At 39.1% G+C, this 14886-nt stretch carries 16 protein-coding genes; 6 read left to right on the top strand and 10 right to left on the bottom strand.

Annotated features, from left to right (window positions below; translation table 11 throughout):
* Positions 1–6 precede the first annotated feature (6 nt).
* The 5 genes from asnS to PQG45_RS02040 are packed head-to-tail and all read left to right on the top strand — an operon-like array spanning position 7 to position 5148.
* Positions 7–1437 (top strand): asparagine--tRNA ligase, encoded by a 1431-nt coding sequence (gene asnS, locus PQG45_RS02060; protein WP_316070213.1) that lies wholly within the window; start codon positions 7–9, stop codon positions 1435–1437.
* Positions 1437–1811: a diacylglycerol kinase family protein gene (locus PQG45_RS02055; protein WP_315575692.1), complete on the top strand. Its 375-nt coding sequence runs from the start codon at positions 1437–1439 to the stop codon at positions 1809–1811. The genes asnS and PQG45_RS02055 overlap by 1 nt, the downstream gene beginning before the upstream one ends.
* A 1-nt stretch (position 1812) precedes the next feature.
* Positions 1813–2475 (top strand): DUF4290 domain-containing protein, encoded by a 663-nt coding sequence (locus PQG45_RS02050; protein WP_315575694.1) that lies wholly within the window; start codon positions 1813–1815, stop codon positions 2473–2475.
* A gap of 5 nt (positions 2476–2480) precedes the next feature.
* Complete coding sequence (gene murA / locus PQG45_RS02045) at positions 2481–3788, top strand: UDP-N-acetylglucosamine 1-carboxyvinyltransferase (protein ID WP_315575696.1); 1308 nt, start codon at positions 2481–2483, stop codon at positions 3786–3788.
* Entirely contained in the window at positions 3766–5148 is a 1383-nt protein-coding gene (locus PQG45_RS02040) for an MATE family efflux transporter (protein WP_316070212.1), read from the top strand. The genes murA and PQG45_RS02040 overlap by 23 nt, the downstream gene beginning before the upstream one ends.
* Positions 5149–5218: 70 nt before the next feature.
* Here PQG45_RS02040 and PQG45_RS02035 read toward each other — a convergent pair whose 3' ends face one another.
* Complete coding sequence (locus PQG45_RS02035) at positions 5219–6133, bottom strand: DUF6734 family protein (RefSeq protein ID WP_315575700.1); 915 nt, start codon at positions 6131–6133, stop codon at positions 5219–5221.
* A gap of 291 nt (positions 6134–6424) precedes the next feature.
* Here PQG45_RS02035 and PQG45_RS02030 point away from each other — a divergent pair, with 291 nt between their 5' ends.
* The gene (locus PQG45_RS02030; protein WP_315575702.1) at positions 6425–6676 is read left to right on the top strand and encodes a hypothetical protein; all 252 of its coding nucleotides are present in this window, start codon (positions 6425–6427) and stop codon (positions 6674–6676) included.
* Here PQG45_RS02030 and PQG45_RS02025 read toward each other — a convergent pair.
* The 9 genes from PQG45_RS02025 to lpdA form a co-directional block, all read right to left on the bottom strand.
* A complete protein-coding gene (locus PQG45_RS02025) occupies positions 6673–7197 on the bottom strand; it encodes a stage II sporulation protein M (RefSeq protein WP_315575704.1) in 525 nt (174 codons plus the stop codon). The genes PQG45_RS02030 and PQG45_RS02025 overlap by 4 nt on opposite strands.
* Complete coding sequence (locus PQG45_RS02020) at positions 7190–8083, bottom strand: M48 family metalloprotease (RefSeq protein WP_315575706.1); 894 nt, start codon at positions 8081–8083, stop codon at positions 7190–7192. The genes PQG45_RS02025 and PQG45_RS02020 overlap by 8 nt, the downstream gene beginning before the upstream one ends.
* Positions 8084–8144: 61 nt before the next feature.
* Positions 8145–8387 carry a hypothetical protein gene (locus tag PQG45_RS02015; RefSeq protein ID WP_315575707.1) on the bottom strand — a complete coding sequence of 81 codons (243 nt, stop codon included), beginning with the start codon at positions 8385–8387 and terminating at the stop codon, positions 8145–8147.
* Positions 8388–8666: 279 nt separating this feature from the next.
* Positions 8667–10826 carry a peptidase domain-containing ABC transporter gene (locus PQG45_RS02010; RefSeq protein WP_316070211.1) on the bottom strand — a complete coding sequence of 720 codons (2160 nt, stop codon included), beginning with the start codon at positions 10824–10826 and terminating at the stop codon, positions 8667–8669.
* Position 10827: 1 nt separating this feature from the next.
* Positions 10828–11883, bottom strand: coding sequence for an HlyD family secretion protein (locus tag PQG45_RS02005; protein WP_315575711.1), 1056 nt, complete (start codon positions 11881–11883; stop codon positions 10828–10830).
* Positions 11884–12172: 289 nt separating this feature from the next.
* Positions 12173–12343 (bottom strand): hypothetical protein, encoded by a 171-nt coding sequence (locus PQG45_RS02000; RefSeq protein ID WP_316070210.1) that lies wholly within the window; start codon positions 12341–12343, stop codon positions 12173–12175.
* A 4-nt stretch (positions 12344–12347) separates the two neighbouring features.
* Positions 12348–12533, bottom strand: coding sequence for a hypothetical protein (locus PQG45_RS01995; protein WP_315575714.1), 186 nt, complete (start codon positions 12531–12533; stop codon positions 12348–12350).
* Between the two features lie 172 nt (positions 12534–12705).
* Positions 12706–12918 carry a helix-turn-helix domain-containing protein gene (locus PQG45_RS01990; protein WP_315575715.1) on the bottom strand — a complete coding sequence of 71 codons (213 nt, stop codon included), beginning with the start codon at positions 12916–12918 and terminating at the stop codon, positions 12706–12708.
* 559 nt (positions 12919–13477) lie between these two features.
* On the bottom strand, positions 13478–14884 hold the full coding sequence (lpdA, locus tag PQG45_RS01985) for a dihydrolipoyl dehydrogenase (protein ID WP_316070209.1): 1407 nt from the start codon (positions 14882–14884) through the stop codon (positions 13478–13480).
* Between the last annotated feature and the right edge of the window lie 2 nt (positions 14885–14886).

Raw genomic sequence — 14886 nt, 5'->3', positions numbered from 1 at the left:
TCATTTATGCAAATTAAAGAAATCCTTTCCTTATCCCCATCTAACCAAAGCCTTGTTATCAAAGGTTGGGTTCGTACCAAACGCGTTTCAGCCAATGTTGCTTTCATTGCTTTAAACGATGGTTCAACGATTCACAACATTCAAGGTGTCGTTTCGGATGGAGCTGTTTCAGAAGAAACATTGAAATTAGTAACGACTGGGGCATGTATTGCCATGACTGGTACCTTGATTCCTTCACAGGGCCAAGGGCAATCGGTCGAGTTACAAGTAAATTCCATCGAAGTTTACGGGACTGCTGATCCTGAAAAATACCCTTTACAACCGAAAAAACACTCCTTGGAGTTCTTACGTGAAATCGCGCATTTACGCCCACGGACAAATACATTTTCGGCTATTTTACGTGTTCGCCATGCATTAGCTTATGCGGTTCACACCTATTTCAATCAAAACCAATTCTTCTATTTACATACGCCCATCATTACAGGATCGGATGCAGAAGGTGCTGGAGAAATGTTCCGTGTAACGACCTTACCAGCTACGAACCCTCCGTTGACCGAAGATGGAAAGGTAGATTTCAAAGAAGATTTCTTTGGCAAGGAGACGAATTTGACGGTTTCTGGCCAACTGGAAGGCGAATTGGGCGCGATGGCCTTATCAAAGGTTTATACCTTTGGCCCTACGTTCCGTGCGGAGAATTCAAACACAACGCGCCACTTGGCCGAGTTCTGGATGATCGAGCCGGAAGTTGCCTTTAATGAATTAGAAGACAACATGAATTTGGCGGAAGATTTCACCAAATTCTGTATCAAATACGCATTAGAACATTGTGCGGATGATATCGCATTTTTAGAGAAGCGTCTTTTGGACGAAGAAAAAACGAAGAAAAAAGAAGAGCAATCGGAATTGAGCTTAACTGAAAAGTTACGTTTTGTGACGGAGAATGATTTCGAACGTATTACCTATACGGAAGCGATCAACATCTTGTTGCAATCGAAAACGCACAAACAAGGTAAATTCCAATACCCGGTTGAATGGGGCATCGATTTACAATCGGAACACGAACGCTGGTTGGTTGAAAAACACTTCAAAAAACCCGTAATCCTTACGAATTACCCGAAAGACATCAAGGCATTCTACATGAAGTTGGACGAAGACGGCAAAACCGTTCGTGCAATGGACGTTTTATTCCCGGGCATTGGTGAAATCATTGGCGGATCGCAGCGTGAGGACGATTACGAAAAATTATTGCAACGCACGAAGGAAGTAGGCATCGAGGAAGAATCCATCTGGTGGTACTTAGAGACACGTAAATTTGGATCTGCGCCACATGCGGGCTTTGGATTGGGTTTTGAGCGTTTGGTATTATTCGTAACAGGAATGAGCAACATTCGCGACGTGATTCCTTTCCCAAGAACACCTAAAACAGCCGAATTTTAATGTTTTTCAAACAGCTAAATCAAAGTATTGGGCATGCGCTTGATGGGATTTTCAATCTGATCAAACAAGAAAGAAATGCCAAAATACACTTGGCCGCGACGGCCTTGGTGATTTACGTTGGTTTTAAATTGGACTTTTCGGCACAGGAATGGATTTGGATAAGCCTTGCCGTTGCCTGTGTTTGGGTCGCTGAATTAATCAATACGGCGATGGAACGCCTTACGAATTTGGTTTCGCCGGAGCAACATCCTTTGGCCAAACAAGTAAAAGATTATGCAGCAGGAGCTGTATTAGTCATGTCTTTGTGGGCAATCGTGGTATTTTGCCTGATTGCATTTCCACATCTGGTGATGTGGTTAACATTTTCGAATTAATATGAAAGAATACGGATCGAGTGTACAAAAATTGGTCAATTACATCATGACCATCGCCGACCGCGAGCAACGTACCAAATATGCCTTTATCATGGTGGATTTGATGAAACAGATTCATCCCAACATGAAGGACAACAGCCAAGATTATTCCAAAAAGCTTTGGGATGACTTGTTTATCATGTCGAATTTCGAATTGGATGTGCAAGGACCATTTCCTCCCCCATCACCGGAGTCGGTAGGGAAAGCGCCACGTAAAGTGGCTTATAACCAGCACCACCTGAAATTCAAGCACTATGGACGTAATGTGGAATTATTAATTCTACGTGCCATTGCTGAGGATAAATTAGAGGACAAAAAGATTTTGGTCGCTTACATCGCCCGTTTGATGAAAGGCTTCTATGTAACTTGGAACAAAGACACGGTGGATGATTCGGTCATTTGGCAGAACATTAAGGACATGTCGGAGAACCTGTTAGGCAGTATCGTCGACGAGTTATCGCAAGAAACCTTAGGACATGCCAAAGTGGCGAACAATGCGCGTAACGCATACAATGCCCCAGAATATCCGAACAACAATAACAACCGGAACAATAATTTCCGGAAGAATAACAACTTCAGAAATAACAACAACAATCGTAATAACAATTACCGTAAAAATAAGTAAGATTTATGGCATCATTTAAGGTTACCGGTGGCCGCCGGATGAAGGGGGAAATCACTCCCCAAGGAGCAAAAAACGAAGCATTGCAAATTTTGTGTGCGGTGGTTTTAACAGCTGAGCCTGTTACGATTCACAACATTCCGAATATCCGCGATGTCAACCAATTGATCGATCTTTTGGGTGACATGGGCGTGAGCATGCGTCGTTTATCGGAAACCAGCATTGAATTTGATGCATCCCAAGTGAACATTGATTACTTGGAATCAGAAACCTATAAGAAAAAGGCAGCTGCCCTTCGTGGATCTGTGATGTTATTAGGGCCAACTTTGGCTCGTTTCAAAAAAGGACGTATTCCATCACCCGGAGGAGACAAAATCGGCCGTCGTCGTTTGGATACCCACTTTTTCGGATTCATGAAATTAGGTGCCAAATTCAACTATAGCCCGGAAGATGGTGGAATCTACGAAGTAGATGCCTCACAATTGCAAGGTGCCTATATGTTATTGGACGAAGCATCGGTGACAGGAACAGCAAATATCTTGATGGCTGCCGTACTTGCAAAAGGTACGACAACGATCTACAATGCCGCTTGTGAGCCTTATTTACAGCAATTATCGAAGATGTTGAACCGCATGGGAGCTAAGATCTCAGGTATCGGTTCTAACTTATTAGTCATTGAGGGTGTGGATGTGCTTCACGGAACGGAGCACACGATGCTTCCCGACATGATTGAAATCGGTTCATTCATCGGGATGGCCGTGATGACACAATCAGAAATCACGATTAAAAACTGCCAAATTCCAGAATTAGGAATCATTCCTGAGGTATTCAAGAAATTGGGTATCAAAATGGAATTCCGTGGCGATGATATTTTCATCCCTTCGCAAGAGCATTATGAATTGGAAAACTTCATCGATGGATCAATGTTGACCATTTCGGATCATCCATGGCCAGGTTTCACGCCTGACTTGTTGTCGATCATTTTGGTGACAGCCATCCAGGCGAAAGGAACGGTATTGATTCACCAAAAAATGTTTGAATCGCGTTTATTCTTCGTGGATCGTTTGATCGAAATGGGTGCGCAGATTATCCTTTGCGATCCACACCGCGCGACGGTGGTTGGTTTCGACCGAAAGCAAACTTTGAAAGGCATTCGCATGTCGTCTCCGGATATCCGTGCGGGCGTATCGTTGTTGATCGCGGCGATGTCGGCAAACGGCACTTCCATCATCGACAACATCGAGCAAATTGACCGCGGTTACCAAAACATCGATACGCGTTTAAATGCGATCGGTGCGGAAATCGTTCGTATTTAACATGGCATTTCAGGCGAAGATTAAGCAGACAATTCGATTGGCGACACCGATCGTGGTTGGACAGCTCGGGGTCATGCTCATGGGCTTAGCCGACACGATTCAGGTAGGCCAAATGTCGACCGGCGCAGCTGAAAGTTTGGGCGCATCGGGCATGGCAGGAAGTATCTTCTTTACCATTGCGATTGTTGGCTTAATCTGCATGCAAATTGTCGCACCGATGATCTCAAAAGCTGAGGCTGAGGGCGATTTCTCCGAGTGTGGGAATTTACTTCGCGCAAATATTCGCGTGGCGATCTTACTCAGTGTCGTGACCATGTTGCTGATTGGGCTGGCAGGAATGAATTATGATTTGTTTCAACAGACGGCGGCCAACAAGGCATTGACCCTGCCCTATTTAGCCTTGATTGCTGTTTCGGTCTTGCCAACCTTTTTGTTCTCCGCCTTCAAAAGCTTTACGGATGGTTTACAGAAAACGTCGGTGGCCATGTACATTACCTTGGCTGCGTTGATATTCAATATAATCTTCAATCATATTTTCATTAATGGCTCAGGACCTATTCCAGCGATGGGATTGTTTGGGGCTGGGATCGCAACGTTGCTAGCTCGTATCGTAATGACGGTTGCATTAGCGATTTATGTGTTTAAAATCGCTGATTTCAGCAAGTATTTAGCGAAAAAGCACGTACATGCTGAGTCCAACGTGTTAGAAAAAACCATTTTGAAAATCGGTATTCCATCCGGTATGCAGGGTTTCTTTGAGATTGCGACCTTTGGAATGGCGGTGGTCATGATGGGCTGGATTTCCGTCACGGCACAAGCGGCCCACATTGTCGCGATTAATATGGCCTCGTTGACTTACATGATGGCAACTGGGATCGCAGCGGCGGGAGGAATTTTGGTTGGAGCGGATATCGGGGAACGGAATCGTCCAGGCATTTTCACCTCGGGAAATGCGGCCTTGGTACTATCTATTTTGTTTATGGGCTTTTGTGCGCTTGTCTTTTTCTTTGGCAAGGACATATTAGTTCGAGGTTATACGCAAGAGGCCTCAGTGATTGCGATTGCAGTAACACTTGTTGTTTGGGGAGCCATCTTTCAGTTATTTGATGGTATTCAGGCGGTTTCTTTGGGTTTACTGCGTGGACTTCAGGATGTCAACATTCCTACAGGCATTACGATCTTCTCGTATTGGGGCATTGGCATTCCACTCTCCTACTACATTGGGATTTACGAGGGCGTAGGCGCTGTGGGCATCTGGATGGGCTTAACGGCTAGTTTGGTTTGTTCGTCGGTCTTGCTTTCGTGGAGATTCTATGCAAGGGCGAAGACGATTGATTTGGAGGCAATGACGGTGGATTAGAGTTAGCCTTGTAGTCATACATTGGATATTATTTTCTCTTGTTGCCTAATATACAACAAATCCAATTTGACTATTGACTTGAATTTATATAAGCAATTTTCTCACTAATGTTTTTGTAATAATCTGGATAATATTCCTTTAGCCATTTCCCGGAAAGCTCAGGGTACAATCGTTTATAACCTCCGTGAAAATGAACAAAATCAAAGTTTCTATAACCTGAATCAATTTTATGTTTTTGATAATCAAAATCTAAATTTAACGTAGTTCCCACTAATTTATTGACACATTTTGATTCAATCCTTGACGTTTCATAGAAACAATATTGCTCAAAAAAACAATTTAAAAATGATTTAGTAGTACTGTCGACATTTGAAAGAAACGGTATATTTCGCTTAAGATCGTTTAAAGCATTTTGAGCATATCGATTGAAAAAATCAAAATCAAAGCCACCAGTAATACCCAAATTATAATCTTTGTACACAAAGTCACTTTGTGCTATTATTTCTTTGAATTCTGGAGACATTTTTATCTCGTAATTTAACAGTCCTTGTATGATCTTATCGTAACGTTTGAGAATACAATCATCATAATGAAATTCCACGAACAATTCTTGTTCTAATTTATCACGATCAAAATGCTTTCCTAAAACTACATCAACATCGAAATGGACAAATGGTTCTTTTATTCCAGCATAGGTAAGTAATTTTCCCGTTGACCATAGATCTGAAGGAAACTCTTCAATCGCACCCATATAAGTAGAATAGGAATCATAAGGAAATTCAAAAAAGTCGATCCAAGCTTTTTTGCCTTTTTCATCAGTATTTAAATGAACATGGGGAAAAACCTCCTTGAGGCTAAGTAATGAAAGCGCCCAAGTATATATAAATTGGCTCTCATTGGAAAAGCCTCCTTGAGATCTTGCTTCTAAAGAATTTGCAGCTGGAAAGGCAAATGGTTTAGACCAAAATGATTGAATGATTTTCATAAAAGAGTTGCCATAAAAAATATGATTAAGAAAAAAAAGCTAATAATTAATTTTGGCATCAATTTCTGTTTCAACTCAACACCAAATAAAAAAACAGAAAAAACAATCGAAAAAATATCTACAACTCGACTATATCGATGAAAATTAGTAAGCTCAATTTGGTGTGAAAAATCTAATGAGGTCACATCTAGATTCGATATTTCATCAATCAAAAAAATCCAAATGAAACCGAATTTAAGTATTTCAGCAGTGATCAGAATAATAAAAAAAATATGAAATGCGGGTATAAACATGTCAAATTTCAAATCATTTAGAAATAAGTTTGAACCATACCAAATCACTAATAATATGCAATTGATAAACAAGCAATTAAAAGTTGTTGAAAAAATTATTGAAAAAATCGCTGTTATACGAGCGACCATTAAGCCTTCATTTGACATACCTTGGATTAACACTTCAGTTGCTATAATTGAAAAGATTATTTTCAGCGTTAAAAACAGAAAAGCACTTCGTATTAAAGATTTCATAGCGAATGATATTTAAAAACTCTTGATTGAATAAGACTCAATAATGGCCGCAATTACCAATAACACAAAAGGGAAAAGAATAGATTTTATTGAAGGCAGATCCGATAGGATTTCTTTATTTGAATTTGAATTTAGGACAAAATTAAATCCAGATAATCCATACATTCCAAACAAACAAAATGATATTATTTCTAAAGGAACGTGTCCAAATAGTTTAATCAGAAGTCCAAACTCCAAAACTTCATGATGTTGTAATTTTGCAATTACAAATAAGGCCATACCGAATAAGTATCCATTAAACATCAAAATAAAAACTGTCATTAAACCCGCAGTCGCGTAGCCCATGTAACAACAGAGTAAACCAACTGTAATATTCGTTTTGAATAGATAACAAAACACTTCCCAAAATGACATGGATTCATATACTGAATTAACCGCTTGATCCGCAATCGGGATAATATATGTTAAATTGCTAGCTAGAAATACACCTGAAATCCAGAAAAACAAACACGTGTAAAACCAAAATGTATTACTCATTTGAAAATGACTCCTCAATAGAAAGTAATCTTTGTTCAAGTGTAGGGTGTGAAATTGACTTTACTTGAAGCTTCCCTCCCGTTATTTTATTTAACTTTTCAAGAGCTTTCTTAATACTATTTTTTCCAACAATTTTAGCAGCAAATTTATCAGCGTCATACTCCATTTTTCTCTGAAAGAAGCCCAAAATTTCATTAGATATTACTAAAAGGAGACCGAATGTGATTCCTTTAACAAGCCAGCCAAACTTATGTAGAAGAAAAAATGGCAAAAGCATATGATTATAAATAATCATAATAATTATCTGTATTACGATCATGATAAGCATCAAATAAAATAGATGATGCTTTTTTGTATGTCCTAATTCGTGTGCTATTACAGCTTTTAATTCGTCATTAGTTAAATCCGTTAACAAAGGCATACCAATTAATATAATTTTCGAAAAAGGAAGTATTCCCGTTGCAAATGCGTTGATTAACTCACGATTCACAATTCGAACCTTAACGGCATAATTCATTTCAACCTGAATAATTTTTTCCATATCCTTATATTCTTCATATCTACTCGATCGAAATAGAATTACAATTGGATATAAAAGTGGACCGAGTCCATAGAAAAAAACGATGAAAAAAATTAAAATTAAAATGCTGCCGGCTTGATTCTTATCTTGATTGTCTAATATGGGTGAGAAAGTATAACTTAAAACAAAAACTATGATACTAAACAAAATAAAATATACAAAGTCAAAGCCACTTTTAAACTGTTTAATTGACTCAAAAAATTTCTGATTTTTGCTAAAAAGTATCTCAGCTGCCAAACTAGCAAATAAGGTAATGACAGGAATTACAGTCGTTACTAGAGCGAAAGTCAATCTTCTATCGATCATAATGATGTTTTTAAATGCTAGAAGATTTGATGAATGATTAAATCTTCTAGCATATTATAAGTTAGAGACCACCAACAAACATTCCTACCCTACCTCCAATTGGACCACCGAAATAAGTACCAATTGCAAATCCCGCATATGTTCCCACGGCACCTACAATATAACCTTGCGTGTTGTTCAAATGATAATGATCCGCAATCACAGCTGCAGCTTTTGCACTTACGAACGTAACATTATTTTGCTTTACAAGACCCATTATTGAGATTGAAAAGAAAAGTCCAGCAAAAAGATTCCATTTTTTCATCTTGAATATATTTACATTTCTCCCCTACTCTTCATTGGTTTTTCGGGTTCCACCAGCACTTGTATGTGCGATGTAAACCTAGAAATCTCAACGAGGCAAATCAATACCACCTAGGTAGTATTCTGGTGGTATTTTGGTAGTAGTAATCCCAAAATGAGTTTACAAATAATCATTTGAGATTTAACTATTTCTGAATTTAGCACTTAAGTATATCTATAAAATCCCTTATACATTGTGTGCATTCGAACATAAAACCAAGAATGGCCCATTCAACGTGTTTTATATATCAACTCTTTCCATTGTGCCCTTGATTAAACTAGCATATTCCCCCTTCATCACCACAAGGTCTGCATGAGAGCCTTGTTCGGCTATTTTACCAGCTTGTAAAACGATTATATGATCTGCATGCATAATCGTACTGAGTCGATGCGCAATCACCAAAATGGTTTTGCCTTGCATTCTGTATTTGTCAAATACTTGATGAATTATTTGTTCAGAATGTGTATCTAGTGCAGATGTAGCTTCATCTAATAACAGGATTTCAGGGTCACGGTACAAAGCTCGAGCTATGGCGATTCGCTGCTTTTGCCCCCCTGAAAGCATGGCCCCATTTTCGCCCAATGGCGTTTCGTAGGAAGTAGGAATTTTTTCAATAAATTCAGAAATTCCCAATTCTTTACATAAACTTATTGCGCGTTTGATGTCAGGATTAGGGTCTCCAATGGCTATATTTTCGATCACATTCCCCGAAAACAATTGAGTGTTTTGGGGAACCGAAACGATTAAACGTCGCAGGCTTTGTGGATTAATTTGATTAAGATCAAATTCTCCAATTTTCACGCAACCTTCTCGTATAGGGTATAAACCCTGAATAATTGAAAACAATGAAGACTTGCCACTACCACTTTCCCCTACGATGGCGGTCATTTTCCCTTTTTCAATGCTTAATGAAAGTGCATTAAAAACATCCACTCTTGTTCCGTAGGAAAAATGAACCTGATCAAATACAATATCTCCGATTGACTCTCGATCTAAATCGATTTTATTTTCCATTTTCTCTCTTTCTAGATCCATGATTTCAAATAATCGGTCTGCGGCTATTAAGGCATTTTGAATCGACTTATTGGAACCAATCAAAGATGCAATAGGTCCTGTAAAGAAACCAATCAGCGCATAAAATGAGAAGAGTTCTCCCGTTGTGATTTGTCTATCCAATACAAATCCAGCACCAGCCCACATTAGGATAACGGTAAAAAAAGAGGCTAAAACGAAAGTGCTCGTACTTGCAAATATGGAGTTATAGCCCGATTTAATTCCTGAGAAAAGCAATTTCACAAAGCGTGATTCCGACTTTTGATTCATGGTGGCCTCCAATCCAAACTCTTTAACTGTTCTAATTTGGCCAATGGATTCCACGATTTGCGTTTCTAATTCAGCAGCATCCTCCATGATCCTACGCTCTACCTTTTTGTTTAATCGATTCATAATCAAATAAATCAACAGATATAATGGAACAACAAGCAACATAATCAATGCTAATTTCCAATAGTAGGTAAACATGAGTGCAAAGGAAAACAATACAACAAAGAGGTTCAGAATGACTTCTATCGCAGTTTCATTGATGAAATTCCTAATTTTCACTGCATCATTTATGCGAGAAGTGATTTCGCCAATGCGCATAGTATCAAAAAATCGCTGAGGTAAATGGAGTAAGTGTTTGTAATACCCCAATATCAATTGAGCATCCATCAATTGGCCCGATTTCATCATAAAAATTGATTTCTTGCTCCCCAGAAATGCTTGTAGACAAATGATCAATAGCATGCCCGCACTCAACAGGTTAAGTAAATTTCGATTCCCATCCGCGATAACATGATCGGTTATCTTTTGGATATATATCGACATCGACAATCCTAATATCGTATATAACAAAGCCCCTACAATCGATTGAATAAGCGTGAATTTATGTGGCTGGACTAATTCCCAAAAACGTTTATAGGGCGAAACGGTTTCACTATATACTTTAAATTGTGCGCTGGGAGCTATTATTATTAAAACACCTGACCAAATTTCCTTGAATTCGTCCATCGAGTATTTGATTATTTTACCAAATGCAGGATCCATCACCTCAATCGAATTTTTACCCACTTTATATATAACGACAAAGTGATGATACTGATTCTTTAGAATAACATGAGCGATTGTTGGCGTAGGAATCTGAGGTAAAGCCTCAATACCCCCTTTGACCCCTTTGGCAGAAAACCCCATTTTCTCCGCGGCTTGAATCATGCCGAGTACATTAGTACCTCTGATATCGGTACTAGCTAGCTGACGAATCTTAGCAATGGGTAAATGAAGATGATAATGATTACCAATGGATGCCAAACAAGCTGCCCCACAATCCTTGATATCATGCTGCTTAACTTTGATTGAAGTCATATTAGGCAGGATTAATGGAAGGGTTAAGCCATGCATCAACTTTATCAAAAAGCAATTGATACAAACTCCTTTTTGTGATAATGAACCTAGCAACTAAGGACATTCCCTTTTGAACCTCTGCGGTATATCCATTCGCTAACTCGAGTTTGTGTTTCGATAAAGAGCACTTAACCCGAAAGAAAATTTCATTATTATTGACCACAGGATGATGATCAATTTCCGAAACTTTTGCCTCTAAAAATCCCCATTGGTTATAATTAAAAGCATCCATTTGCAATCGAACGGACTGACCCATTTTTATCAAGCCGATATCTTTCGGATTTACCTGGCATTCTACAATCAAAGGATTGTCAGGCGAAATTTCTGCCAATTGAGTAGCAGCCCCTAATGTTGATTGTGTGGCAAATCCCTTGAAATTAACGACGGTCCCCGATATAGGAGAGATAATGAGGTAATTCTTTTTTTCGATTTCAAATTTGCGTTGATCCCCTTCGTAGTTCTTTTTTGTCTCCATCAATTCTTTCTTAGTCTGCTGCCATTGCGCTATTTGCTTCTTTTCGAAAGAACTCAAAGCCTCTTCTGCGACAATCTTTTCGTCCTCAATTTTATCAAATTCAGCCTGTGGAATTACCTGGTCTATGAATAATTTCTTATTTCGATGAAATATTAGCGTTATAGCACGAATCCTGGAAATCAATTCCTTTTTTTGGGCTAAGTATTTCTCCAGGTCACTCTGATTATGGGGAAGCTTTATAAAGAAATTGGATTCTCCATTGAGCATATGATCTAAATCTGCAATATTTTGCTGGATTTGCTTTTGAAAATCAACATTTACAGACACCTGCGAATTGATACTTTGCGGGTTAATCATCAATAAAGTATCCCCCTTTTGAACGGTTTTGTTATTCTTTAAATTAATCTTTTGAATATTTCCACTTACCAATGAAATGATGGGAACATTATCACCTAGTGGACGAACAAAACCATGAGCTTGAGAAGAGACATCTACATAGATGAATGGCAGAGACGAAATTGCCCCTAACAAAATGAGTAGCATGAAAATATAGAAAGTAGCTCCTTTAACCCGATTTTTTATGATCAAGTTTTCCAGACTATTTTCTATTTCAAGGTTTCTCATTTTTGCGGCTTAAAAGGGAGATTGGGCAAAAATTGGTCATAGATACTTTCCCATAAGAAAATTAATTATCTTATAAATAATGATTCCAGTTAACATACCAGTAAACAGCATAAACAAATATTTTTTATTTTCCATATTTTTAAGTTTAGTTAGGTTAGGGAAAAAGGTCCTAACCTAACTAGTAAATTAAGCTTTCTTATTTTAAATACTATTTATAATATTCTGCAGGGTGGCTATTTTGAATTTCTTTTACAATAGATTGATATATCTGACCAGCCTTGTAAAACAACCATTGAGTTACATTATCTCCGCCATTTAATAAAATCAGTTCTTGAGGAGTTAAAGATTTAAAATCTTTATCAAAGTTTGTCTTTTCCATTTTTCTATTTTATTGATTTTCTACCAGCATTAAATGCAGCAACGTTTGCATTCCAGTCATTTACACATTCGTACAGGATAGTTCCTGCCAATGAAACTAAAAGTCCAATAACATAAGGATTTCCAGCTTCAATTTTTTTTAACTGAAAATCAGTTAATTCTTCTAAATGAAGAGATTTAAACTTTTCCATAACTCTTGAATTAAAAATATCCCCTACTCTTCATTGGTTTTTCGGGATCCACCAGCACTTGCATGTGCGATGTAAACCTAGAAATCTCAACGAGGCAAATCAATACCACCTAGGTAGTATTCTGGTAGTAATTTAGTAGTACATACCCCAGCAAATAACAACTAAAATAAAATTACTGAGGCGCATTTAGTAAAAACCTCAAAAAAGCAACCTTGCCTTTGATGCCTAATTTTCGCATCACATTTCGGCGGTGGCACTTCACGGTAGACTCTTCAATATTCAATTGCAAGGCGATCTCTTTATTCGTCAAGCCCTCTTTGGCTAGATTAATAATTCGATTTTCGCGCATAGAAAATGGCATGAAATTATAGTTCATCGAATTCATATGATTAGTGGTTATAGGTTACAAATTATAAAAAAAGGCTTCTTTGGTTTTTCAATGCGGCATTCCTGCACCCATTTGATTCTTTTTAGTAATTGTAAATACTATTTATTTTTTCAATGATACGAAGAAAGTCTTTAATATATGACTGATATGATAAAAATAAATCTCCGACGTTCAATATTCAGATTCGTATATTGAGGATTATGAACCTATCTAGTCTGACTAGAGAAACACCCAATATGTTGTCCAACTTTTGGAGTACTGTTCAAGCAAAGACGTGAGGAACTTTTTAATCCCTAGGCTGAAGCCTAGGGTTATAAATTAACCTCAGATTTTAACCTGAGGACTAGACGCGAAATAATCGCGTCTGGTTAACCTGTAGAGACGCGATACCGCGCGTCTACCTCAGACTAAAGTCTGAGGATATAAAATTTTAACCCCAGGTTTTAACCTATGGTAAATGGACGCGAAATAATCTCGTCTCCAAAAATCAAAAAAATAGTGCCAGCATCAGCCAGCACTATCAATATTCAAGAAACTTCTTAACTCTTAACTCTCTCTACGAATGAATGGATCTTTTCGCCGTCGCCGCCAAACAAGCTTCCTTCATCGCCTCCGTGTAGGTTGGATGCGCATGTGACATGCGCGCTACATCTTCCGCAGATGCCCGATATTCCATCGCCACAACCGCTTCCGCAATCATGTCCGCTGCACGTGCACCGATGATGTGAACCCCTAAGATCTCATCCGTCGTTGCATCCGCCAATACCTTCGCCAAACCATCTACATCGCCCGATGCAATCGCACGTCCTAATGCCTTGAATGGGAATGATCCTTCCTTGTAAGCAATACCTGCCGCTTTCAATTCTTGTTCCGTCTTCCCTACCGAAGCCACTTCTGGCCACGTGTAAACAACACCCGGAATCAAGTTATAATTGATATGTGGTTTTTGACCGGCAATGACCTCCGCTACGAATGTTCCTTCTTCTTCTGCTTTATGTGCCAACATCGCCCCACGGACAACATCACCAATCGCATAGATACCCGGAACCGACGTTTGAAGCGTATGCTCATCGACCGCTACCCGACCACGCTCGTCGGCCGTTAAACCCGCCGCAGCTAAGTTCAAACCATCTGTGTACGGTCGGCGACCGATACACACCAAGCAATAATCTCCTTTAATTTCTACATCCTTACCCGAAGCATCTTGTGCCTTCACCGTCACTTCTTTCCCCTTCACGGATGCACCTGTTACTTTATGTGACAAGTAAAAATCAGCGCCTAATTTGGCAATTGACTTTTGTAATTCCTTGCCCATCGTCTTATCCATCGTCGCGATCATGCTATCTGCAAATTCCACAAAGGAAACCTTCGATCCTAAACGTGCATAAACGGATCCTAATTCCGCGCCGATTACCCCTGCACCGATCACGATCAAATGCTTGGGAATTTCCTTCATTTTCAAGGCTTCCGTCGACGTAATGATACGCTCCTTATCCACCGGAATGAACGGAAGAATCGTAGGCTTTGAACCCGTCGCAATGATGATGTTTTTACCGGCAATCACTTCCGAAGAACCATCTTCTTTGGTTACTTTTACCGTTTTGGCAGAATCAAATGAGCCCAAACCATGGAAGGTCGTGATCTTATTTTTCTTCATCAAATACGCAATTCCCGCATTCAAATTCGAAACCACACCCGCTTTACGCTTGATCATTTGGTCCAAATTCACCTTCGGTTTAGCGATATCAATTCCATGTTCTTGGAAGGTGTGTACCGCATTGTGGTAATGCTCCGAAGAGTCCAACAACGCTTTGGAAGGAATACATCCCACGTTCAAACAAGTTCCACCCATCACGGCATATTTCTCCACGATGGCAACTTTGAAACCCAATTGGGCCGAACGGATAGCCGAAACATATCCACCAGGACCCGAACCAATTACGACAACATCAAATTCTTGCATAA

The organism is Aquirufa regiilacus, assembly GCF_032470275.1.
Taxonomy (GTDB): domain Bacteria; phylum Bacteroidota; class Bacteroidia; order Cytophagales; family Spirosomataceae; genus Aquirufa; species Aquirufa regiilacus.
The sequence above is the reverse complement of the archived record's forward strand: the minus strand, read 5'-3'. Positions and strand labels throughout refer to the sequence as shown.